Origin of the sequence: Enterobacter sp. JH25 (assembly GCF_021725435.1) — a bacterium.
GTDB classification, from domain to species: Bacteria; Pseudomonadota; Gammaproteobacteria; order Enterobacterales; family Enterobacteriaceae; genus Enterobacter; species Enterobacter intestinihominis.
Genome location: NZ_CP091319.1, coordinates 864,817 through 887,328, shown reverse-complemented (window position 1 = coordinate 887,328; position 22,512 = coordinate 864,817). Strand labels below are relative to the sequence as shown.

The window sequence follows — 22,512 nt, the reverse complement described above, 5'->3', positions numbered from 1 at the left end:
TAAAGGGCAGCACCCGCACAGGCCTGCCCCACGGCAGACCTGACGCACCATTATTTATCAGGTTTGCCGGGACTGAATTCGACTAGTAGAGGATTATGATCGGAGGCGCGCGTCACCAGAACGGAGGCGTCGTGCACGCTTAAACCCCGATAGAAGACAAAATCGAGAGGACGACCAAACGCTTTCTTGCGCTGGTCATCGTTAAAACGAACTTCACGCAGCGACATTTCACGCGCGAAGCGGTACAACGCGTTCATACGCGGACGGCTCCAGGCATTGAAGTCCCCGGCCATAATGATCGGCCCACTGTGATGAGCAATCTGATCGCCGATGGGAAGTAACTGCTTACTGTACACATCAACACCCAGGCTGAAGTTTACCGCATGAATGTTTACCACCATCAGCAGACGGGTGTCGGGCAACGGATAGACCGTGACCAGCGCTGATTTTGCCAGACGCAGGATCGGCTCACGTTCACGCAGCGGGCAGCAATAGACCGGATGTGCGGCTGAAAGGGTCATCACCCCGGAAGGATGCTGTGGCAGAACAAAGGCAGGCACCTGATCGGCTGCAAGATAGTTCGTCGTTGCAAACCTGACCAGTTCAGGCGTGGTTTGCGCCTCCTGTAACAGAACCAGATGCGCATCTTTACCAAAATTTTGAAGTACGGATAACCACTCCGCACGCTGTTGCTTAAAGATGTTCCACACCAGTACGCGAATTTTCTCGTCACTGCTTAATGGAGTGCCCGCTGGTAATGCCTGGCTAAGGCTCGCAAACGACCCCGGAGGCAAGATCCTCTCCGCAGGCATTCCGGCAACATAACGCATGGCATAGGTATTTTTTCGCACTTTTGGAAACGGCCTCTGTAACATTAACCAGCCCGGAAAACGGACTGGTTCTAATGTTATAGGGATTTTAGGTCACACTTTCAACGCAATTACTGAGAAACCGCTTTCCAGTTTTGTAAGCAAGCACTTACTGATACTTATCCAAGTGCAACGCGAGCGGGTTTATCAAGCCGTCCACTGAGACCAATAAGGAGGAAAGCGATAAGCACAATTACCGCACCAATCCATGGCGTTTGGGTTAATCCAACATGTTCAACCACCTGCCCACCGATAACCGAACCGAGTGCGATACCGATATTAAATGCGGCGATATTCAGCCCAGATGCGACATCCACCGCATTAGGCGTATAACGTTCGGCTTTCTGCACAACATATACCTGCAATCCCGGCACGTTACCAAAAGCGAATATCCCCATAACCAACACCGTTACCAGCGCGGCGTATTGCATCGATGCGGTGAACTGGAAAATCATCAGCAGGGCAACCAGGGCGGCGAAGATGAATTTCAGCGCCGGTACCGCACCATGCTTATCCGCAAGCTTGCCGCCCCAGATATTGCCGATTGCGACGGAGATACCGTAGCCCAGTAAAATCCAGCTCACCGCGCCCGGAGAAAAACCAGCCAGTTCCTGCATCATCGGTGCAAGGAAGGTGAACGCAGTGAACACACCTCCATAACCCAGGGCCGTAACGGCATAGATCAGCAGCAGGCGCGGGTGTGTCAGAACCTTAACCTGATCGCTCAGGCTGGCGCTCGCGCGTCCCGGAATACTGGAGGGCACCAGCAGCAGGCTGGCTACCAGAGCAATCACGCCCAACAGCGATACCGCGAGGAAGGTTTCACGCCAGCCAAAATGTTGTCCGATAAACGTTCCTAACGGCACGCCGGTGACCAGCGCGACGGTTAAGCCACCAAACATAATCGCAATGGCTGACGCCGCTTTCTCTTTTGGCACCAGGCTGGTTGCAATCGTGGAACCGATGGAGAAGAAGACACCGTGCGCGAGGCCTGTCAGCAGGCGGGCAATGACCAGCGTGGAGTAATCCGGTGACTGCCACGCCAGAATATTGCCAGCGGTGAAGAGCACCATCAGGGCAACTAACAGTTGTTTACGTGGAAAGCGTCCAGTCAGTGCGGTCAGCACAGGCGCCCCAACAGCGACGCCTAACGCGTAAATAGATACCAGCAGCCCGGCAGAAGGCAGCGAGATAGCGAGTTGTTCAGCAATGGTAGGAACAAGTCCTACAATAACAAATTCGGTCGTGCCAATTGCGAAGGCACTGATCGTCAGGGCAAGAAGCGCCAGTGGCATAAAATACTCCGTCTCTTCAGGATTAAGATGACAGGCAGTATGCGCCAGTGTTTAAATAACAAAAATGGTTAGAATCTCAATAGAATTTTGCAGGTGATGCAATAATGAAAGCCACATCGGAAGAACTGACTGTCTTCGTTGCCGTTGTTGAAAGCGGCAGCTTCAGCCGTGCTGCCGAACAGCTCGGACAGGCGAACTCCGCCATCAGCCGCTCGGTGAAAAAGCTGGAGATGAAGCTCGGGGTGAGTCTGCTCAACAGAACAACGCGGCAGCTCAGCCTGACGGAAGAAGGTGAACGTTATTTTCGACGCGTGCAGTCCGTTTTGCAGGAGATGGCGGCAGCAGAAACGGAAATCATGGAATCACGCAGCACGCCGCGTGGGCTGCTGCGCATAGATGCGGCGACGCCGGTCGTGCTGCATTTCCTGATGCCGTTGATTAAACCCTTCCGCGAACGCTACCCGGAGATGACCCTGTCTCTGGTCTCTTCTGAGACGTTTATTAACCTGATTGAGCGTAAAGTTGATGTGGCGATCCGCGCGGGAACCCTGACGGATTCAAGTTTACGCGCTCGCCCTCTGTTCACCAGCTACCGCAAAATTATCGCGTCACCGCAATATATTGCAGAGCATGGCAAACCTGAGACCGTTGAGGAGCTGAAGCAGCACCTGTGCCTGGGCTTTACGGAACCTGTCTCGCTGAACACCTGGCCCGTGGCCTGTCATGACGGACAACTTCATGAGATCACCTGCGGACTTTCGTCTAATAGCGGGGAAACGCTGAAACAGCTATGTCTTGAAGGAAACGGGATCGCCTGTTTATCAGACTATATGATTGATAAGGAAATAGCTGCGGGCCAGCTAGTTGAGCTAATGGCTGACAAACGCTTACCTGTAGAGATGCCTTTTAGCGCGGTGTATTACAGTGACAGAGCAGTAAGTACGCGCATACGCGCTTTTATCGACTTCCTTAGCGAACATATAAAAACAGCTCCCGGAGGAGCTGTATGAGGGTTTAAAGGCACAGAGGGAGGGTTGTTATTAATCCCAGTTAGGTGCTAACCCTTCGGGGCTGACCAGACGATCGTTGCATTCCAGTGCAGCGATCGCTTTTTTGTCTTCATCATCGAGCTGGAGATCCCACGCTAACAGGTTACTTGCCAGGTTTTCACGTTTGGTTGAAGACGGGATCACGGCATATCCTTCACCTATCGCCCATGCCAGGATCACCTGTGCAGCTGTTGCATTGTGTTTTTCAGCGATGCGCGCAATCACTTCATCTTTCAGGGCCTTACCATATGCCAGCGTCATGTACGAGGTGATGTGAATGCCTTGCTGTTTCGCCCAGTCCACAACTTTGCGGTTTTGCAGGTAAGGAGAGAGTTCAATCTGGTTAGTAGCAATATTCTCTTTACCCACTGCGGCAATGGCTTTTTCCATCAACGGGATAGTGAAATTCGAGATACCAATTTCACGCGTCAAGCCCTGCTCTTTTGCTTCCAGCAGCGCCTGCATGAACTCTTCTACGGAGAAGGCATCGCCAGGTGATGGCCAGTGGATCAGCGTCAGATCAACATAATCAGTACGCAGCTTTTTCAGACTTTCCTTCAGGCTTGGGATCAGCTTGTCTTTGCTGAGGTTCTCAATCCAGATTTTGGTGGTGATGAAAAGCTCATGGCGCGGTACGCCGCTCTCCTCGATAGCCTGACCTACGGCAGCTTCGTTGTCATAAATCTGCGCCGTATCAATAGCGCGATAGCCCAATTCGAGTGCGGTTTTAACAGATGCGATAACAACGTCGTCCTTCAGGCGAAAAGTGCCCAGACCCAGTGCAGGGATAGTCATATCATTCCTCAATCGTTATGTTCGTAAACTGAGGAGGATTATCGCTGTGGTTGTTATGTCGAAAAAGATCGTAAAACGCAGAGGATTTTTGCTAATTTCGCAATAGTTAAACGACAGAAAAGAAAAAAGCCCTGAGCGTTAGCTCAGGGCTTTTAATAAGTGGCGGAACGGACGGGACTCGAACCCGCGACCCCCTGCGTGACAGGCAGGTATTCTAACCGACTGAACTACCGCTCCACCGAATACTTCTGTAACCACCGGATTAATGCACCGGCTTACTACTTAATTTGATGCCTGGCAGTTCCCTACTCTCACATGGGGAGACCCCACACTACCATCGGCGCTACGGCGTTTCACTTCTGAGTTCGGCATGGGGTCAGGTGGGACCACCGCGCTAAAGCCGCCAGGCAAATTCTGTTAATCTGTATCAGGCTGAAAATCGTGTCTGTCTCTTCGCCGAAACAGCTTCGGCGTTGTAAGGTTAAGCCTCACGGTTCATTAGTATCGGTTAGCTCAACGCATCGCTGCGCTTACACACCCGACCTATCAACGTCGTCGTCTTCAACGTTCCTTCAGGAGACTTAAAGTCTCAGGGAGAACTCATCTCGGGGCAAGTTTCGTGCTTAGATGCTTTCAGCACTTATCTCTTCCGCATTTAGCTACCGGGCAGTGCCATTGGCATGACAACCCGAACACCAGTGATGCGTCCACTCCGGTCCTCTCGTACTAGGAGCAGCCCCCCTCAATTCTCCAGCGCCCACGGCAGATAGGGACCGAACTGTCTCACGACGTTCTAAACCCAGCTCGCGTACCACTTTAAATGGCGAACAGCCATACCCTTGGGACCTACTTCAGCCCCAGGATGTGATGAGCCGACATCGAGGTGCCAAACACCGCCGTCGATATGAACTCTTGGGCGGTATCAGCCTGTTATCCCCGGAGTACCTTTTATCCGTTGAGCGATGGCCCTTCCATTCAGAACCACCGGATCACTATGACCTGCTTTCGCACCTGCTCGCGCCGTCACGCTCGCAGTCAAGCTGGCTTATGCCATTGCACTAACCTCCTGATGTCCGACCAGGATTAGCCAACCTTCGTGCTCCTCCGTTACTCTTTGGGAGGAGACCGCCCCAGTCAAACTACCCACCAGACACTGTCCGCAACCCGGATTACGGGTCTACGTTAGAACACCAGCCATTAAAGGGTGGTATTTCAAGGTTGGCTCCACGCAGACTGGCGTCCACGCTTCAAAGCCTCCCACCTATCCTACACATCAAGGACCAGTGTTCAGTGTCAAGCTATAGTAAAGGTTCACGGGGTCTTTCCGTCTTGCCGCGGGTACACTGCATCTTCACAGCGAGTTCAATTTCACTGAGTCTCGGGTGGAGACAGCCTGGCCATCATTACGCCATTCGTGCAGGTCGGAACTTACCCGACAAGGAATTTCGCTACCTTAGGACCGTTATAGTTACGGCCGCCGTTTACCGGGGCTTCGATCAAGAGCTTCGCGTTGCCGCTAACCCCATCAATTAACCTTCCGGCACCGGGCAGGCGTCACACCGTATACGTCCACTTTCGTGTTTGCACAGTGCTGTGTTTTTAATAAACAGTTGCAGCCAGCTGGTATCTTCGACTGATTTCAGCTCCGTCCGCAGGGACTTCACCTACATATCAGCGTGCCTTCTCCCGAAGTTACGGCACCATTTTGCCTAGTTCCTTCACCCGAGTTCTCTCAAGCGCCTTGGTATTCTCTACCTGACCACCTGTGTCGGTTTGGGGTACGATTTCGTGTTACCTGATGCTTAGAGGCTTTTCCTGGAAGCAGGGCATTTATCACTTCAGCACCGTAGTGCCTCGTCATCACACCTCAGCGTTAATAAGGTACCGGATTTACCTGGAACCTCCGCCTACATGCTTAAACCGGGACAACCGTCGCCCGGCTGACATAGCCTTCTCCGTCCCCCCTTCGCAGTAACACCAAGTACAGGAATATTAACCTGTTTCCCATCGACTACGCCTTTCGGCCTCGCCTTAGGGGTCGACTCACCCTGCCCCGATTAACGTTGGACAGGAACCCTTGGTCTTCCGGCGAGCGGGCTTTTCACCCGCTTTATCGTTACTTATGTCAGCATTCGCACTTCTGATACCTCCAGCATGCCTCACAGCACACCTTCAACGGCTTACAGAACGCTCCCCTACCCAACAACGCCTAAGCGTCGCTGCCGCAGCTTCGGTGCATGGTTTAGCCCCGTTACATCTTCCGCGCAGGCCGACTCGACCAGTGAGCTATTACGCTTTCTTTAAATGATGGCTGCTTCTAAGCCAACATCCTGGCTGTCTGTGCCTTCCCACATCGTTTCCCACTTAACCATGACTTTGGGACCTTAGCTGGCGGTCTGGGTTGTTTCCCTCTTCACGACGGACGTTAGCACCCGCCGTGTGTCTCCCGTGATAACATTCTTCGGTATTCGTAGTTTGCATCGGGTTGGTAAGCCGGGATGGCCCCCTAGCCGAAACAGTGCTCTACCCCCGAAGATGAGTTCACGAGGCGCTACCTAAATAGCTTTCGGGGAGAACCAGCTATCTCCCGGTTTGATTGGCCTTTCACCCCCAGCCACAGGTCATCCGCTAATTTTTCAACATTAGTCGGTTCGGTCCTCCAGTTAGTGTTACCCAACCTTCAACCTGCCCATGGCTAGATCACCGGGTTTCGGGTCTATACCCTGCAACTTAACGCCCAGTTAAGACTCGGTTTCCCTTCGGCTCCCCTATACGGTTAACCTTGCTACAGAATATAAGTCGCTGACCCATTATACAAAAGGTACGCAGTCACCCCATAAAGAGGCTCCCACTGCTTGTACGTACACGGTTTCAGGTTCTTTTTCACTCCCCTCGCCGGGGTTCTTTTCGCCTTTCCCTCACGGTACTGGTTCACTATCGGTCAGTCAGGAGTATTTAGCCTTGGAGGATGGTCCCCCCATATTCAGACAGGATACCACGTGTCCCGCCCTACTCTTCGAGTTCACAGCAAGTGTGCTTTCGTGTACGGGACTATCACCCTGTACCGTCGGACTTTCCAGACCGTTCCACTAACACACAAGCTGATTCAGACTCCGGGCTGCTCCCCGTTCGCTCGCCGCTACTGGGGGAATCTCGGTTGATTTCTTTTCCTCGGGGTACTTAGATGTTTCAGTTCCCCCGGTTCGCCTCGTTAACCTATGTATTCAGTTAACGATAGTGCAACGGATTGCACTGGGTTTCCCCATTCGGACATCGCCGGGTCAAAGGTTCATATCACCTCGCCGGCGCTTTTCGCAGATTAGCACGTCCTTCATCGCCTCTGACTGCCAGGGCATCCACCGTGTACGCTTAGTCGCTTAACCTCACAACCCGAAGATGTTTCACTTCTGATTGCGAAAATTTGAGAGACTCGAACACACATGAGCTGTGTGTCGTTTCAATTTTCAGCTTGATCCAGATTTTTAAAGAGCAAAACTTCGCAGTGCACTTTTTCAGGTTCACTCTGAAGTTTTCTTGTGTTCGCAGTAAAGGATGGTGGAGCTATGCGGGATCGAACCGCAGACCTCCTGCGTGCAAGGCAGGCGCTCTCCCAGCTGAGCTATAGCCCCATCGTAGTTATCTCTCTACCGGTAATTTTTGTTGAGGCAAGGCGTGGTGACACAAAGCATACTCAGGTATGTGAGTGTCGCCGCAACGCAGCATCAGCAAAAATTTGGTAGGCCTGAGTGGACTTGAACCACCGACCTCACCCTTATCAGGGGTGCGCTCTAACCACCTGAGCTACAAGCCTGCAGAGATTTTTTACTGCTGTTTTTCATCAGACAATCTGTGTGAGCACTGCAAAGGCAGGTTCTTTAAGGTAAGGAGGTGATCCAACCGCAGGTTCCCCTACGGTTACCTTGTTACGACTTCACCCCAGTCATGAATCACAAAGTGGTAAGCGCCCTCCCGAAGGTTAAGCTACCTACTTCTTTTGCAACCCACTCCCATGGTGTGACGGGCGGTGTGTACAAGGCCCGGGAACGTATTCACCGTGGCATTCTGATCCACGATTACTAGCGATTCCGACTTCATGGAGTCGAGTTGCAGACTCCAATCCGGACTACGACGCACTTTATGAGGTCCGCTTGCTCTCGCGAGGTCGCTTCTCTTTGTATGCGCCATTGTAGCACGTGTGTAGCCCTACTCGTAAGGGCCATGATGACTTGACGTCATCCCCACCTTCCTCCAGTTTATCACTGGCAGTCTCCTTTGAGTTCCCGGCCTAACCGCTGGCAACAAAGGATAAGGGTTGCGCTCGTTGCGGGACTTAACCCAACATTTCACAACACGAGCTGACGACAGCCATGCAGCACCTGTCTCAGAGTTCCCGAAGGCACCAATCCATCTCTGGAAAGTTCTCTGGATGTCAAGAGTAGGTAAGGTTCTTCGCGTTGCATCGAATTAAACCACATGCTCCACCGCTTGTGCGGGCCCCCGTCAATTCATTTGAGTTTTAACCTTGCGGCCGTACTCCCCAGGCGGTCGACTTAACGCGTTAGCTCCGGAAGCCACGCCTCAAGGGCACAACCTCCAAGTCGACATCGTTTACGGCGTGGACTACCAGGGTATCTAATCCTGTTTGCTCCCCACGCTTTCGCACCTGAGCGTCAGTCTTTGTCCAGGGGGCCGCCTTCGCCACCGGTATTCCTCCAGATCTCTACGCATTTCACCGCTACACCTGGAATTCTACCCCCCTCTACAAGACTCTAGCCTGCCAGTTTCGAATGCAGTTCCCAGGTTGAGCCCGGGGATTTCACATCCGACTTGACAGACCGCCTGCGTGCGCTTTACGCCCAGTAATTCCGATTAACGCTTGCACCCTCCGTATTACCGCGGCTGCTGGCACGGAGTTAGCCGGTGCTTCTTCTGCGGGTAACGTCAATCGACAGGGTTATTAACCCTGTCGCCTTCCTCCCCGCTGAAAGTACTTTACAACCCGAAGGCCTTCTTCATACACGCGGCATGGCTGCATCAGGCTTGCGCCCATTGTGCAATATTCCCCACTGCTGCCTCCCGTAGGAGTCTGGACCGTGTCTCAGTTCCAGTGTGGCTGGTCATCCTCTCAGACCAGCTAGGGATCGTCGCCTAGGTGAGCCGTTACCCCACCTACTAGCTAATCCCATCTGGGCACATCCGATGGCAAGAGGCCCGAAGGTCCCCCTCTTTGGTCTTGCGACGTTATGCGGTATTAGCTACCGTTTCCAGTAGTTATCCCCCTCCATCAGGCAGTTTCCCAGACATTACTCACCCGTCCGCCACTCGTCAGCAAAGCAGCAAGCTGCTTCCTGTTACCGTTCGACTTGCATGTGTTAGGCCTGCCGCCAGCGTTCAATCTGAGCCATGATCAAACTCTTCAATTTAAAAGTTTGATGCTCAATGAATTAAACTTCGTAATGAATTACGTGTTCACTCGTTGAGACTTGGTATTCATTTAGTGTCCGAGGACATTAAGAATCCATGTCACTTTGAGTGCCCACACAGATTGTCTGATAAATTGTTAAAGAGCAGTTGCGACGCGCTTCAGCGCTCTGTCGCGAGGTGGCGTATATTACGCTTTCCTCTTTCAGAGTCAACCCGTTATTTCAGGATTTTTTCTCTTCAACCGACCGGGTTGTCTGTGAAGTGATTCACATCCGCCGTGTCGATGGAGGCGCATTATAGGGAGCCGCCGAGGAATGACAAGCGGAAAAATGCATTTTTATTTCAACCGCTCACCTTTTCACCAAAACGTCTATTTTTGGTGCTTTTTAATCTCTTTTGGCAGATCTGCCAGACTAGTTATCACCCAGTCAGCTGCATTTTCTGCTTCTGGGGTGACTGGTTTACCGGTCCGCACTAATACTTTGGTTCCCACACCTGCCGCCGCCGCCGCCTGCATATCCTCCAGTTTATCGCCCACCATAAAAGACGCGGCCATATCAATGTGCAGGAATTCCTGTGCAGAGATAAACATGCCCGGGTGTGGCTTACGGCAATCACATGTCTGACGATACGCTTCTACTGTTCCCTGTGGATGATGCGGACAATAATAGATGCCATCAAGATCGACGCCACGATCGGCCAGAGACCAGTCCATCCATTCCGTCAGCGTCTCGAACTGCGCTTCGGTGAATTTACCCCGGGCGATACCGGACTGATTAGTTACCACCACCAGCGCATAGCCCATCTCTTTCAGCTGGCGCATGGCATCTATTACGCCCTCAATAAATTCGAACTCATCAATCTCATGGACGTAACCGTGATCCACATTAATTGTGCCGTCACGATCGAGAAAAATTGCGGGTACAGATTTTGCCACCGGTTTGCTCCTGAAAAAGGCTTGTTCAGCTAGTATCTCATGAATCGCAGCGCAATAAAGTGCTCATCGCACAGAGGTGGATTGATTTAGACGTCTGGATGCCTTAACATCCATTTTGTTTACGGTCATTCCCCGTATCTGGCAGAAGAAAATGCCACGGCTAACTTACATACGATAAAAATAATCTAATGATTAAACTTTCCAATATCACCAAAGTGTTCCAGCAGGGGAACCGAACCATTCAGGCGCTGAACAACGTCAGTCTGCATGTGCCTGCTGGTCAGATTTATGGCGTCATTGGCGCATCGGGTGCGGGTAAAAGTACGCTGATCCGGTGTGTTAACCTGCTTGAGCGCCCGACCCAGGGCAGCGTAGAAGTTGGCGGCCAGGAGCTTACCGCTCTCTCAGAAAAAGAACTCACCAAAGCGCGTCGCCAGATTGGCATGATTTTCCAGCACTTTAACCTGCTGGCCTCACGCACGGTTTTTGGAAACGTGGCGTTGCCGCTGGAGCTGGATAACACACCAAAAGAAGAGGTTACCCGACGCGTCACCGAACTGCTGGATCTGGTTGGCCTGGGTGATAAGCATGACAGCTACCCGGCCAACCTTTCCGGCGGGCAAAAGCAGCGTGTAGCAATCGCTCGCGCGCTGGCAAGCAACCCAAAAGTGCTGCTGTGTGATGAAGCCACCAGCGCGTTAGATCCGGCCACCACGCGTTCTATCCTGGAACTGCTGAAAGACATTAACCGTCGTCTGGGCCTGACTATCCTCCTTATTACGCACGAAATGGACGTGGTGAAGCGTATCTGTGACTGCGTCGCCGTCATCAGCAACGGTGAGCTGATTGAGCAGGACACGGTCAGCGAAGTCTTCTCGCACCCGAAAACGCCTCTGGCTCAGCAGTTCATTCAGTCCACACTGCATCTGGATATTCCGGAAGATTATCTGGAACGTTTAAAAACAGACGCAACGCCTGACAGCGTCCCGATGCTGCGCATGGAGTTCACGGGCCAGTCCGTTGACGCACCGCTGCTGTCCGAAACCGCGCGTCGCTTTAACGTGAATAACAACATTATTAGCGCGCAGATGGACTACGCCGGTGGCGTGAAGTTCGGCATTATGCTGACGGAAATGCACGGCACACAGGAAGAAACCCAGGCGGCAATTGCCTGGCTGCAAGAACATCACGTAAAAGTAGAGGTGCTGGGTTATGTCTGAGCCGATGATGTGGCTACTGGTTCGCGGCGTTTGGGAAACGCTGGCAATGACCTTCGTATCGGGCTTTTTTGGTTTTGTGATTGGGCTGCCGGTCGGCGTACTGCTGTACGTCACGCGCCCGGGTCAAATTATTGAAAACGCGAAGCTGTATCGCACGCTCTCTGCGCTGGTGAACATTTTCCGTTCTATACCGTTTATTATCCTGCTGGTGTGGATGATTCCGTTTACACGCGTTATTGTCGGGACGTCGATTGGTTTGCAGGCGGCAATTGTCCCGCTAACCGTAGGCGCCGCGCCGTTTATCGCCCGTATGGTGGAAAACGCCCTGCTGGAAATCCCAACAGGCCTGATTGAAGCTTCCCGCGCTATGGGTGCGACGCCAATGCAGATCGTTCGCAAAGTTCTGCTGCCTGAGGCGCTGCCTGGGCTGGTGAATGCAGCAACCATCACGCTTATCACCCTGGTCGGTTATTCCGCGATGGGCGGCGCCGTGGGTGCTGGCGGTTTAGGGCAGATTGGATATCAGTACGGCTATATTGGCTATAACGCTACCGTAATGAATACCGTTCTGGTATTGCTGGTTGTGCTGGTTTACTTAATCCAATTCTCTGGCGATCGTATCGTCCGGGCTGTTACGCATAAATAACGTTACAAACAACACAAACTCGACGAGTTAAGGATATAACATGGCGTTTAAATTTAAGACCTTTGCAGCAGTAGGCGCACTGATTGGTTCGCTGGCACTGGTGGGTTGCGGTCAGGACGAAAAAGATCCGAACCACATCAAAGTAGGCGTTATCGTCGGTGCAGAGCAGCAGGTTGCTGAGGCCGCGCAGAAAATCGCGAAAGAAAAATATGGCCTGGACGTTGAGCTGGTGACCTTCAACGATTACGTTCTGCCGAACGAAGCGCTGAGCAAAGGCGACATTGATGCTAACGCCTTCCAGCATAAACCGTACCTGGATCAACAGATCAAAGATCGCGGCTACAAGCTGGTTGCTGTCGGTAACACCTTCGTTTACCCGATTGCCGGTTATTCCAAGAAAATTAAATCTCTGGATGAACTCCAGCCGGGTTCACAGGTTGCCGTCCCTAACGACCCAACCAACCTTGGCCGTTCGCTGCTTCTGCTCCAGAAAGTGGGCCTGATTAAACTGAAAGAAGGTGTTGGCCTGTTGCCGACCGTTCTGGACGTGACCGAAAACCCGAAAAATCTGAAAATTGTTGAGCTGGAAGCCCCTCAGCTGCCACGTTCTCTGGACGATGCACAGATCGCGCTGGCCGTTATCAACACCACTTACGCCAGCCAGATCGGTTTGACCCCTGCGAAAGATGGCATCTTCGTTGAAGACAAAGATTCCCCGTACGTCAACCTGATCGTGACTCGCGAAGACAACAAGGACGCGGAAAACGTGAAGAAATTCCTGCAGGCATATCAGTCTGAAGAAGTTTACCAGGAAGCCAATAAGGTGTTTAACGGCGGCGCGGTTAAAGGCTGGTAATCTCACCTCAGTGTAATATCATCAAGACGGGCATTTGCCCGTCTTGTCATTTGTGCGGTCAACTGCTTCAATATCTGACGTTTTGATTATCCACTGAGGAACTATTATGCGTGCTTTACCGATCTGTCTTTTAGCACTGATGCTGAGCGGCTGTTCTATGCTAAGCAGATCTCCTGTTGAACCCGTTCAAAGCACTGCAACCCCGCCAAAAGCGGAGCCAGCAAAACCGAAAGCGCCTCGCGCTGCGCCGGTACGTATTATTACTAAAGCCGACGAGCTGGTCGGTAAGCCATTCCGTGAACTGGGCGAAGTGAGCGGCGAATCCTGCCAGGCAACGAATCAGGACTCCCCTCCAAATATCCCAACAGCCCGCAAGCGTATGCAAATCAACGCGTCGAAAATGAAAGCCAACGCGGTGCTGCTGCACAGTTGCGAGGTCACCAGTGGTACGCCGGGCTGCTACCGTCAGGCGGTATGTATCGGTTCTGCGCTTAACATCACGGCGAAATGAGTTCATTTCAGTTCGAGCCGATAGGCGTTATCCGCTCCCCTTATAAAGAAAAGTTCGCCGTGCCGCGTCAGCCGGGACTGGTCCTTAACGGCGGCGGCGAGCTGCATCTTGTCGCGCCGTATAATCAGGCCGATGCAGTGCGCGGGCTTGAGGCATTCAGCCATTTATGGGTGGTGTTTGTGTTTCACCAGACCATGGAAGGCGGCTGGCGTCCTACCGTGCGTCCTCCTCGTCTGGGCGGAAATGCCAGAATGGGAGTTTTTGCCACCCGCTCAACGTTCCGACCGAATCCAGTCGGGATGTCGCTGGTCGAACTGAAAGGGATACGCTGTCAGAAAGATCGGGTGATCCTGGAGTTAGGTAGCCTTGACCTGGTTGATGGCACGCCGGTCATCGATATTAAACCTTACCTGCCCTTCGCCGAAGCGCTGCCGGATGCCCGTGCAAGCTATGCTCAGGACGCCCCACAGGCAGTGATGCCGGTTTACTTCACATCTGAAATAACGACGCAAATCAGCCAGCTGGAAAAGCGCTATCCTCGTCTGCGTGACTTTATCGTCGAAGTCCTGGCGCAGGACCCTCGTCCCGCCTACCGCAAAGAGGAAGACGCAGGAAAAACGTACGCCGTCTGGCTGCTGGACTTTAACGTGCGCTGGCGCGTAACTGATGCAGGTTTTGAAGTGTTTGCCCTGGAACCCAGGTAATTTTGTTCTCCTCTCTTTTGGCATCTTTGCCACACTGGTAAACTAAACCACTTTTTTTGTGTCAGGCTGGTGTTTCAGCCTGTTCCAATCGTCGAAATGGAACCGTAACAACATGCGTACTAGCCAATATCTGCTCTCCACTCTGAAGGAGACACCTGCCGACGCCGAGGTGATCAGCCACCAGCTGATGCTGCGCGCCGGGATGATCCGCAAGCTGGCCTCCGGGTTATACACCTGGCTGCCGACCGGCGTGCGCGTCCTGAAAAAAGTCGAAAACATCGTGCGTGAAGAGATGAACAACGCCGGTGCTATCGAGGTGTTAATGCCGGTCGTTCAGCCTTCTGAACTGTGGCAGGAGAGCGGTCGCTGGGAGCAGTACGGTCCTGAACTGCTGCGTATTGCCGATCGTGGCGATCGTCCATTCGTTCTCGGCCCAACGCATGAAGAAGTGATCACCGATCTGATCCGTAACGAGCTGAGCTCTTACAAACAGCTGCCGCTGAACTTCTTCCAGATCCAGACCAAGTTCCGTGACGAAGTGCGCCCACGCTTTGGCGTGATGCGCTCTCGCGAATTCCTGATGAAAGATGCCTACTCTTTCCATACTTCTCAGGAATCACTGCAAGAGACCTACGACAAAATGTACGTGGCCTACAGCAAAATCTTCTCCCGCATGGGGCTGGATTTCCGTGCTGTACAGGCTGATACCGGTTCAATCGGCGGTAGCGCCTCTCATGAATTCCAGGTTCTGGCGCAGAGCGGCGAAGACGATGTAATTTTCTCTGACTCCTCTGATTACGCCGCCAACATTGAGTTCGCAGAAGCGCTGGCACCAAAAGAACCACGCGGCGCGGCAACGCAAGAGATGACGCTGGTTGATACGCCAAACGCGAAAACCATCGCCGAGCTGGTTGAACAGTTTAATCTGCCGATCGAAAAAACCGTGAAAACCCTGCTGGTGAAATCGGCTGAAGGCAGCGCTTACCCGCTGGTAGCCCTGCTGGTCCGTGGCGATCACGAGCTGAACGAAGTGAAAGCCGAGAAGCTGCCGCAGGTTGCCAGCCCGCTGACCTTCGCGACGGAAGCCGAAATCCGCGCCGTGGTGAACGCAGGTCCAGGTTCTCTGGGTCCGGTGAATATGCCTGTTCCTGTAGTGATTGACCGCACCGTTGCGGCAATGAGCGACTTCGCTGCGGGCGCAAACATCGACGGTAAACACTACTTCGGCATCAACTGGGATCGTGACGTGGCGACGCCGGAAGTGGCTGACATCCGTAACGTGGTCGCAGGCGATCCAAGCCCGGACGGCAAGGGTACCCTGATGATCAAACGCGGTATCGAAGTAGGCCACATCTTCCAGTTGGGAGATAAGTACTCGCGCGCAATGAACGCTGCCGTTCAGGGCGAAGATGGTCGTAACCAGGTTCTGACCATGGGCTGCTACGGCATTGGGGTAACGCGCGTTGTTGCGGCCGCTATCGAGCAGAACTATGACGAACGCGGAATCGTCTGGCCGGATAACATCGCGCCGTTCCAGGTGGCGATCCTGCCATTGAACATGCACAAGTCTTACCGCGTGCAGGAGCTGGCAGAGAAACTCTACGCTGAGCTGAGCGCGAAAGGTATCGACGTGCTGATGGATGACCGTAAAGAGCGTCCTGGCGTGATGTTTGCTGATATGGAACTGATCGGTATTCCACACACCATCGTCATCGGCGACCGTAACCTCGACAGCGACGAGATTGAATACAAGTACCGTCGCAACGGCGAAAAACAGATGATCAAGACGGGCGACATTCTTGATTACCTGGTGAAAACCATCAAAGGCTAAGAAACAAAAAAACCCCGCCAGTGCGGGGTTTTTTAATCGCTATAACTTATTTGCTTTCGCAGTCTTTACCCGCAGCAAACTTCGCGTCTTTATCTGCCACCAGCGTTTTCACCAGCTCACCGCTATCGGGGTTTGGCTCCAGCGTAAAATGCCCTTCAACCGTCAGCAACACTGGTTTGCTGTCGTTACCGCGCGCGACGGCATAGTCACGCTCCAGCTGGGCATTGTTCGCCACGCTGACTTTCTTCCCGGTTGCACAGTCAGTGAAGATTGCCGCATCCGCCATGTAGAAATACATCCCTCGCATCGCCATTGGAGTTGCAGGCAGGGTCGCTTTTACCGGGGCCAGTGTGTAGTTGAACTGAGATTCAATCGGATTGCCTTCGCGATCGAGCATCTCCATCCCCTCGCCTTTGGCGCGGAAATACGTTTTATCGCCCGTGGTATCAGTCAATACCAGCTTTTCAGCCGTACGCGCCCATGTTCCGTATGTTGCAAAAGAAGACGGCTCTTTCGCCCCCTGATAGCGCTGGTTCATCACCCAGGTGCCATCTTTTTGCAGGAACAGAGAGGTTTCGATGCCTTCACAATCTGCACATGGCAATACGCCGCGCCAGCTCTGCTGCATCGGCTTCAATTCTTCGTTTTGCGTTGGCTGTAGTACCTGTGTTTCTGAACGGTTGTTACAGCCAAAAAGCGCGAACAGGCTTGTCACGGCCAGCGCTGATAATAATGCTTTTTTCACAATACATTCCTTATGAAAAAGTGTGTCCCTTTCGTCACATTACGGATGACGGACTTTGCCACGCAGTGACTTTACGGTGGATTTCTGCGCCTTCGATGACAACCGACGTTCTTTCGATGCCCGCGTTGGACGTGTTGCCCGGCGACTTTTTTGTACAGCCGTCAGCTCTTTTATGACCGCCGCCAGTCTGGAAAGTGCCGCTTCCCGGTTCATTTCCTGGCTGCGATATTCCTGCGCTTTAATCACAATCACACCTTCACTGGTGATCAGATGATGGCTGGCGGCGAGCAGGCTTTCTTTATAATACTCTGGCAGGCTGGAGGCCCGGATGTCAAAGCGCAAATGGATAGCCGTTGAGGCCTTGTTAACGTGCTGCCCCCCTGCGCCCTGAGCACGGATGGCGGTGATCTCCAGCTCGTGATCAGGGATGCTGACGTTTCGGGACAACTCAATCATGATACGGGCTGCCAGGCCGTGAGATGAATTTCCAGATTATTCTGAGAATCGGAAAGCCAGATGGCGCCGTCCTGAATCGTTGCCTGAAGCGCCATTGTCCGGCTGGCGAATGCGCTCAGCTGTGCCAGTTGTTCATCGTCCAGATACCAGACGGTAAGATTTTTGAACTGCGCACATTTATTTTTGTTTTGCTGCCACCAGATCTCCGCCGCGCGCTGGTTGTAGGCAAACAACGCCACTTCAGCTGACTGGGTGCAAGCCTTTTTGATCCGGCGTTCATCCGGCAGGCCAAGCTCAATCCATAAATCGATACCCAGATGATCGTTGCGCAGCCAGGCTTCCGGTTCATCTTCCGCGCTTAAACCACGGGTAAATTGCAGACGCTCGTCGGCATACTTAATCCACGCCAGCAGGCGCAGCATCATGCGCTCCTGGGTTTCAGAAGGGTGACGCGCCAGCGTCAATGACGCATCCAGAAACTGGTTACGGTCAAGATCCGCCACATTGACCACAGCTTTATAAATTGTCGCTTTCAGCGCCATGAGAGAACTCCTTTCGAATCAGGCGTACATTGTAGCGAAAACCGCAGCAAAAGGCTGTTACGAGGTGGTGGCACCCCGTTATCAAGGCGCTGATATTGCTTAAATGAGTATGGTATAGTCACCTTGCTAAACCGAGTTTAACTTCGTAGGCTTAATGATATCTCACAGTAAGTCAGTACGCTGGCAGGAGGTGATGTGAATAATTATTGTGAGTTGATTCGCAGACGGTATGCGGAAATTGCCAGCGGAGATCTGGGGTACATCCCGGATGCGTTGGGCTGTGTATTGAACGTGCTGAATGAAGTGGCCTCTGATGAGAGCCTTTCTGAATCGGTCAGGGAAAAAGCAGCGTATGCTGCGGCGAATTTACTGGTGAGCGATTATGTCGATGAATGATACCTATCAACCCATCAATTGTGATGACTATGACAACCTCGAACTCGCCTGCCAGCATCATTTAATACTGACGCTGGAGCTAAAAGATGGCGAAGTGCTAAAGGCAAAGGCCAGCGATCTGGTTTCCCGTAAAAATGTGGAATACCTGGTTGTGAAAGATGCAGGTGCAACGCGTGAGTTACGCCTCGACAAAATTGCCAGTTTCAGCCATCCGGAAATCGGCACCGTCGTGGTGAGCGAATCCTGATAACCAACGGGCAGCCAGGCTGCCCGTTACGCTTTCCATTCAAAATTAACACCCGCTTCAGCCCACCCTTCCTGAGTAATAAACACACCTGCCGCCGCGATGAGCGTGTCGCCGTAAAACAGAAGCGGCGTGGTATCACGTCGCCAGGGCGGAACGTTCTGTTCCTGCCAGATTTTCTTCAGTTTACGCCCGCCGTTACGCCCAACGATATGCAGCATGCCGCTGGCCCTGAAGCGTATGGTGACGTTCTCGTCCGGCTCAGGTAGACGCACATTGCCCGAATGGCTTAACGCAACGACACCGGCATTCAACGGTAGCGTTAGTGCTTTTTCCGGCGACGGCCAGTCGAGCACAACGTCAGCCAGCGACGGCACAGATTTCACCCACCAGAGTTGCTCTTTATAGCGCCTGACGTTATAACCATTCAGGTGTATACACGGTGCGGCATCTTCCCGCGCCTGTGCAACTTCTTCCCAGATACGGTTGAGCATCGCCCGGGACGGCATAACCGCACGGTGGGAAGCCAGCCAGCGACGAATCAGAGCAGCCCGACGCACGGGGCTCATCACTTTCAACGGCGCAATGTTCAGGGCACCGTCAGCGGTAGTCAGCGTATTCAGCTCCCCGCTCAGCAACTCATCCAGCAAGCTTTCCTGTTCAGCACAAAGCATGGCACTTCTGGCCACCGCTTCGGAAAAATGGGCCCAGCGCTCACTCAGCAGCGGTAAGACGCGCAGGCGCAGGAAGTTACGGTCGTAACTGTCGTCCTGATTGCTTTCGTCTTCAATCCAGCGCAGATGATGTTGCTGCGCCCAGGCTTCCAGTGATGCGCGCGTCTCACCCAGTAGCGGGCGGATGAGCTCTGTTTCAGCAAAACCAGCACGCTCAGGCATGGCGGATAAACCCGCAGGCCCGCTGCCCCGCTTGAGCGCCAGTAAAAACGTCTCGCACTGGTCGTCCAGATGCTGCGCGGTGACCAACGCTTCTCCAGGCTTTAACGCGCCGGAAAACGCGGCGTAGCGGGCTTTGCGCGCCTGCGCCTCAATACCCAGCCCTTCATCCTCAAGCGTGACGCGTTCAACGATTAGCGGGATCGCCCACCCTGAGCACACCGCTTCGCAGTGCGCCACCCACTCGTCGGCATGGGGGCTTAAGCCGTGATGGATATGCATCGCCCGCAGCTGGACGTCAGGCTCACGGTCGCGCCAGAGCTTAAGACGGTGCAGCAAAACGGTGGAATCCAGGCCACCGCTGAACCCCACCAGCAGCTGGCGGTAGGGTGAAACGGCGTGCGCGATAGCGGGTAAGGTCATAGGAAATTACACATAAAAAATGCCCGAACTGAACGGGCATTATCACACATGACGGCGATTACTGCTGATAAAGCTCCAGCGGCAGACCGTCCGGATCGTTGAAAAAAGTGAAACGTTTATCGGTGAAGGGATCGATGCGAATTGCTTCACAGGCCACGCCGTGGGCTTCCAGATGCTTTACCGCGCTGTCCAGGTTATCGACGCTGAAGGCCAGGTGGCGCAGGCCGCAGGCTTCCGGGCGCGAAGGACGCGCTGGCGGGAAAGGAAAAGAGAACAGTTCAATCACATATTGTCCGTTTAACGCCAGATCGCCTTTCCAGGAATCGCGCTCCTCGCGGTAGGCCTCGCTCAACAGCGTAAAGCCGAGAATGTCGCAGTAAAAAGCCTTACTTTTCGCGTAATCGGTGGCAATGATCGCAATATGATGAACAGCTTTTAAACCCAGCATAGTTTCTCCTTTTTATGGTGCCCTGAACGTTACAACCGACAACCCGCCCCTGGCAAGCGGCCCCTTTTATTTTAGGACTCTCACCCAGTACACGCCGTTATCATCGCGTTTCGCACCGTGAATATCCGTCTCAAAGCCCGGATAGTGGCGCCCTATCGAACAGAGCATCAGCAGGAAATCGAGCACCGCCCGGCTCTCCTCGGTGATCATCTCGCCCGGCATCAGCAGCGGTACGCCCGGCGGATAAGGCAGGATCATGTTGGCTGATACCCGCCCGACCAGGTTCTCCAGCTCAATGGTTTCAACCTCCCCTTTCACCTGGCGCTGCCACGCCCTGTGCGGCGTCAGCTTCATTTCAGGCAGAACATCAAATGCCTGCAGCATCAGGCGCGGCAGATCGTGCTGGCGGATCAGCCTGTGGATCCCCTGGGCCAGATCCTGAATACGCATATTGCGGTAGAAGTCAGGATCTTCCGCGTAGAGATCCGGCAGCATATTCTTCACCCGCAGGTTAAGATCGTATGCGCGCTTAAACTCCATCAGTCCGCGCAGCAGCCCCATCGCGCGGGTTTTATCGATCCCGATACTGAACAGGAACAGCAAATTATAGGGGCCGGTTTTCTCCACCACCACGCCGCGTTCATCAAGGAACTTCGCCACCAGCGCAGCCGGGATCCCTTCCTCACCCATCACACCCTGCTCATCCATACCCGGCGTCAGGATCGTCACCTTAACCGGATCGAGGAACATGTGGTCTGCATCAGCATCCCGAAAACCGTGCCAGCTCTCCCCCGGCGCGACGGGCCAGCATTCTGCTTCATCAATCTCTTCCGGCTGCCAGATATCAAAGAACCAGCCGTCCGCTTCATCTTTAAGTCGCTGAACCTCTTTTCGGAAATGCAGCGCCCGCTCCACCGAACGATTAATAAGGCGTTTCCCGGGATTGCCGCGCAGCATCGCCGCCGCCGTTTCGATGGACGCCACCAGCGGGTAGCTCGGCGACGTGGTCGTGTGCATCATGAAGGCTTCGTTGAAGGTGTCCTCGTCGTACTCACCCTTGATGTGAATGAGAGACGCCTGGGAAAACGCGGCCAGCATTTTGTGCGTCGACTGCGTCTCGAAGAACACCTTGCCCGGCACCCGCTCGCCGCTCATCCCACTTTTACCCGAGTAAATCGGGTGGAAATTGGTGTAAGGCACCCACGCGGAGTCAAAGTGAATCGACGGCACGTCCAGCGTCTGCTTGATCCAGTTCGTGTTGTAAAGCAGCCCGTCATAGGTGGAGTTGGTGATCACCGCATGCACAGGCCAGCTTGCCTCGGGGATCGCCGCGATCTTATTTTCAATGGCTTCATGCGCGAACTCACGGCGAGGAATGCCACCGAGGATCCCCAGCGCATTACGCGTGGGAGACAGCCAGAGCGGCACGACGTCACTCATCATCAGCAAATGCGCCAGTGATTTATGGCAGTTCCGGTCAATCAGCAGGGTGCTACCGGCAGGCGCGGCATACATGCCGACGATCTTGTTCGATGTCGAGGTTCCGTTGGTCACCATGTAGCTCTGCTCGGCACCAAAGGTCCGGGCGATGTACTCTTCGGCTTCCAGATGCGGGCCGGTATGATCCAGCAGCGAGCCCAGCTCGGTCACTGAAATCGACACGTCCGCCTTCAGCGTATTGCCGCCAAAGAAATCGTAGAACAGGCACCCTACCGGGCTTTTTTGATAGGCCGTTCCCGCCATGTGGCCTGGCGTACAGAAGGTGTACTTCCCTTCATTCACATAGGTGAACAGCGCACGCGTAAACGGCGGGGTGATGTTATCCAGATATTCACCGGTGTACTGCTGAATGCGGGTCGCAATGTCCTCGGCAACGCCGAGCGCGTATTCGAAGAACCACAGCGCCATACGCATATCATGGGCGCTGACGTCCATGGTCGAGTGAGTGTTGATAAAGGCGTACAGCGGAAGATATTCGTTGAGCTTATTGATCTCGCTGCACAACTCCATGTCGTATTCGTCCCAGTCGAATATCACGCCACAGATGCGCGGATTGTGTTCGATGAATTTCAGCAGGTCGGCGCTGTTTTGCGGCCAGATTAGCTGATATCCGCGTGCTTTAAGGGCTTGCTCCAGCTCCTTGATGGGTTCGTCTTTATAAAAGACGCCGTGTGGCCCCATGATGGCAATGATGTTCATGGTTTACCTCCTTGAAAAACATCAGATAA

19 protein-coding genes, 3 tRNA genes and 3 rRNA genes are annotated in these 22,512 nt (G+C 53.5%); 9 read left to right on the top strand and 16 right to left on the bottom strand.

The window, feature by feature from the left end; all coding sequences use genetic code 11:
- Window positions 1-50: 50 nt before the first annotated feature.
- Together L2Y28_RS04200 and L2Y28_RS04195 are read right to left on the bottom strand one after the other, a co-directional pair.
- A complete protein-coding gene (locus tag L2Y28_RS04200) occupies window positions 51-851 on the bottom strand; it encodes an endonuclease/exonuclease/phosphatase family protein (protein ID WP_032621812.1) in 801 nt (266 codons plus the stop codon).
- A gap of 137 nt (window positions 852-988) precedes the next feature.
- A complete protein-coding gene (locus L2Y28_RS04195) occupies window positions 989-2,164 on the bottom strand; it encodes an MFS transporter (RefSeq protein ID WP_022647125.1) in 1,176 nt (391 codons plus the stop codon).
- 104 nt (window positions 2,165-2,268) lie between these two features.
- On the opposite strand from L2Y28_RS04195, the gene yafC reads away from it, so the two are divergent.
- Complete coding sequence (gene yafC, locus L2Y28_RS04190) at window positions 2,269-3,174, top strand: DNA-binding transcriptional regulator YafC (RefSeq protein ID WP_022647124.1); 906 nt, start codon at window positions 2,269-2,271, stop codon at window positions 3,172-3,174.
- Between the two features lie 30 nt (window positions 3,175-3,204).
- Here the strand turns inward: yafC and dkgB are convergent, their stop codons facing one another.
- The 8 genes from dkgB to gmhB all read right to left on the bottom strand — a co-directional run bounded on the left by dkgB (window position 3,205) and on the right by gmhB (window position 10,369).
- Window positions 3,205-4,008 (bottom strand): 2,5-didehydrogluconate reductase DkgB, encoded by an 804-nt coding sequence (gene dkgB / locus L2Y28_RS04185; protein WP_022647123.1) that lies wholly within the window; start codon window positions 4,006-4,008, stop codon window positions 3,205-3,207.
- A 160-nt stretch (window positions 4,009-4,168) separates the two neighbouring features.
- Window positions 4,169-4,245 (bottom strand) — tRNA-Asp (locus L2Y28_RS04180).
- Window positions 4,246-4,300: 55 nt separating this feature from the next.
- A 5S ribosomal RNA gene (rrf, locus tag L2Y28_RS04175) occupies window positions 4,301-4,416 on the bottom strand.
- Window positions 4,417-4,485: 69 nt separating this feature from the next.
- A 23S ribosomal RNA gene (locus tag L2Y28_RS04170) occupies window positions 4,486-7,391 on the bottom strand.
- A gap of 170 nt (window positions 7,392-7,561) precedes the next feature.
- Window positions 7,562-7,637, bottom strand: a tRNA-Ala gene (locus L2Y28_RS04165).
- A gap of 105 nt (window positions 7,638-7,742) precedes the next feature.
- A tRNA-Ile gene (locus L2Y28_RS04160) sits at window positions 7,743-7,819 on the bottom strand.
- 70 nt (window positions 7,820-7,889) lie between these two features.
- Window positions 7,890-9,431 (bottom strand): 16S ribosomal RNA (locus tag L2Y28_RS04155).
- The 16S, 23S and 5S rRNA genes sit together here with 3 tRNA genes alongside, the layout of an rRNA operon.
- Window positions 9,432-9,802: 371 nt before the next feature.
- Window positions 9,803-10,369, bottom strand: a complete 567-nt coding sequence (gene gmhB, locus L2Y28_RS04150) for a D-glycero-beta-D-manno-heptose 1,7-bisphosphate 7-phosphatase (RefSeq protein WP_022647122.1) — start codon at window positions 10,367-10,369, stop codon at window positions 9,803-9,805.
- A 188-nt stretch (window positions 10,370-10,557) separates the two neighbouring features.
- On the opposite strand from gmhB, the gene metN reads away from it, so the two are divergent.
- From metN to proS, 6 genes are all read left to right on the top strand, one after another.
- On the top strand, window positions 10,558-11,589 hold the full coding sequence (gene metN / locus L2Y28_RS04145; RefSeq protein WP_006810022.1) for a methionine ABC transporter ATP-binding protein MetN: 1,032 nt from the start codon (window positions 10,558-10,560) through the stop codon (window positions 11,587-11,589).
- Window positions 11,582-12,235 (top strand): methionine ABC transporter permease MetI, encoded by a 654-nt coding sequence (locus L2Y28_RS04140; RefSeq protein WP_003856130.1) that lies wholly within the window; start codon window positions 11,582-11,584, stop codon window positions 12,233-12,235. The genes metN and L2Y28_RS04140 overlap by 8 nt, the downstream gene beginning before the upstream one ends.
- Before the next feature lie 40 nt (window positions 12,236-12,275).
- The gene (gene metQ / locus L2Y28_RS04135; RefSeq protein ID WP_006810023.1) at window positions 12,276-13,091 is read left to right on the top strand and encodes a methionine ABC transporter substrate-binding lipoprotein MetQ; all 816 of its coding nucleotides are present in this window, start codon (window positions 12,276-12,278) and stop codon (window positions 13,089-13,091) included.
- 106 nt (window positions 13,092-13,197) lie between these two features.
- Window positions 13,198-13,602: an Rcs stress response system protein RcsF gene (gene rcsF / locus L2Y28_RS04130; RefSeq protein WP_003856133.1), complete on the top strand. Its 405-nt coding sequence runs from the start codon at window positions 13,198-13,200 to the stop codon at window positions 13,600-13,602.
- A complete protein-coding gene (tsaA, locus tag L2Y28_RS04125) occupies window positions 13,599-14,306 on the top strand; it encodes a tRNA (N6-threonylcarbamoyladenosine(37)-N6)-methyltransferase TrmO (RefSeq protein ID WP_022647121.1) in 708 nt (235 codons plus the stop codon). The genes rcsF and tsaA overlap by 4 nt, the downstream gene beginning before the upstream one ends.
- A 112-nt stretch (window positions 14,307-14,418) precedes the next feature.
- Entirely contained in the window at window positions 14,419-16,137 is a 1,719-nt protein-coding gene (proS, locus tag L2Y28_RS04120) for a proline--tRNA ligase (protein WP_022647120.1), read from the top strand.
- Between the two features lie 46 nt (window positions 16,138-16,183).
- Here proS and nlpE read toward each other — a convergent pair whose 3' ends face one another.
- Genes nlpE through L2Y28_RS04105 form a run of 3 tightly spaced genes read right to left on the bottom strand, consistent with a single transcriptional unit; the run spans window position 16,184 to window position 17,880 of the window.
- Window positions 16,184-16,882, bottom strand: a complete 699-nt coding sequence (gene nlpE / locus L2Y28_RS04115; protein WP_006810026.1) for an envelope stress response activation lipoprotein NlpE — start codon at window positions 16,880-16,882, stop codon at window positions 16,184-16,186.
- A 39-nt stretch (window positions 16,883-16,921) separates the two neighbouring features.
- Window positions 16,922-17,338, bottom strand: coding sequence for an alternative ribosome rescue aminoacyl-tRNA hydrolase ArfB (arfB, locus tag L2Y28_RS04110; RefSeq protein WP_022647119.1), 417 nt, complete (start codon window positions 17,336-17,338; stop codon window positions 16,922-16,924).
- Window positions 17,335-17,880: a YaeQ family protein gene (locus L2Y28_RS04105; protein WP_022647118.1), complete on the bottom strand. Its 546-nt coding sequence runs from the start codon at window positions 17,878-17,880 to the stop codon at window positions 17,335-17,337. Before L2Y28_RS04105 ends, arfB begins: the two co-directional genes overlap by 4 nt.
- Window positions 17,881-18,075: 195 nt before the next feature.
- Between L2Y28_RS04105 and L2Y28_RS04100 the strand changes: the two genes are divergently transcribed.
- Window positions 18,076-18,276, top strand: a complete 201-nt coding sequence (locus L2Y28_RS04100; protein WP_003856146.1) for a YaeP family protein — start codon at window positions 18,076-18,078, stop codon at window positions 18,274-18,276.
- A complete protein-coding gene (rof, locus tag L2Y28_RS04095; protein ID WP_022647117.1) occupies window positions 18,263-18,523 on the top strand; it encodes a Rho-binding antiterminator in 261 nt (86 codons plus the stop codon). The genes L2Y28_RS04100 and rof overlap by 14 nt, the downstream gene beginning before the upstream one ends.
- 26 nt (window positions 18,524-18,549) lie before the next feature.
- Here the strand turns inward: rof and tilS are convergent, their stop codons facing one another.
- The 3 genes from tilS to L2Y28_RS04080 all read right to left on the bottom strand — a co-directional run bounded on the left by tilS (window position 18,550) and on the right by L2Y28_RS04080 (window position 22,483).
- Window positions 18,550-19,836 carry a tRNA lysidine(34) synthetase TilS gene (tilS, locus tag L2Y28_RS04090; protein WP_022647116.1) on the bottom strand — a complete coding sequence of 429 codons (1,287 nt, stop codon included), beginning with the start codon at window positions 19,834-19,836 and terminating at the stop codon, window positions 18,550-18,552.
- Between the two features lie 58 nt (window positions 19,837-19,894).
- A complete protein-coding gene (locus L2Y28_RS04085) occupies window positions 19,895-20,284 on the bottom strand; it encodes a VOC family protein (RefSeq protein ID WP_022647115.1) in 390 nt (129 codons plus the stop codon).
- A 66-nt stretch (window positions 20,285-20,350) separates the two neighbouring features.
- Entirely contained in the window at window positions 20,351-22,483 is a 2,133-nt protein-coding gene (locus L2Y28_RS04080; protein WP_022647114.1) for a lysine decarboxylase LdcC, read from the bottom strand.
- Between the last annotated feature and the right edge of the window lie 29 nt (window positions 22,484-22,512).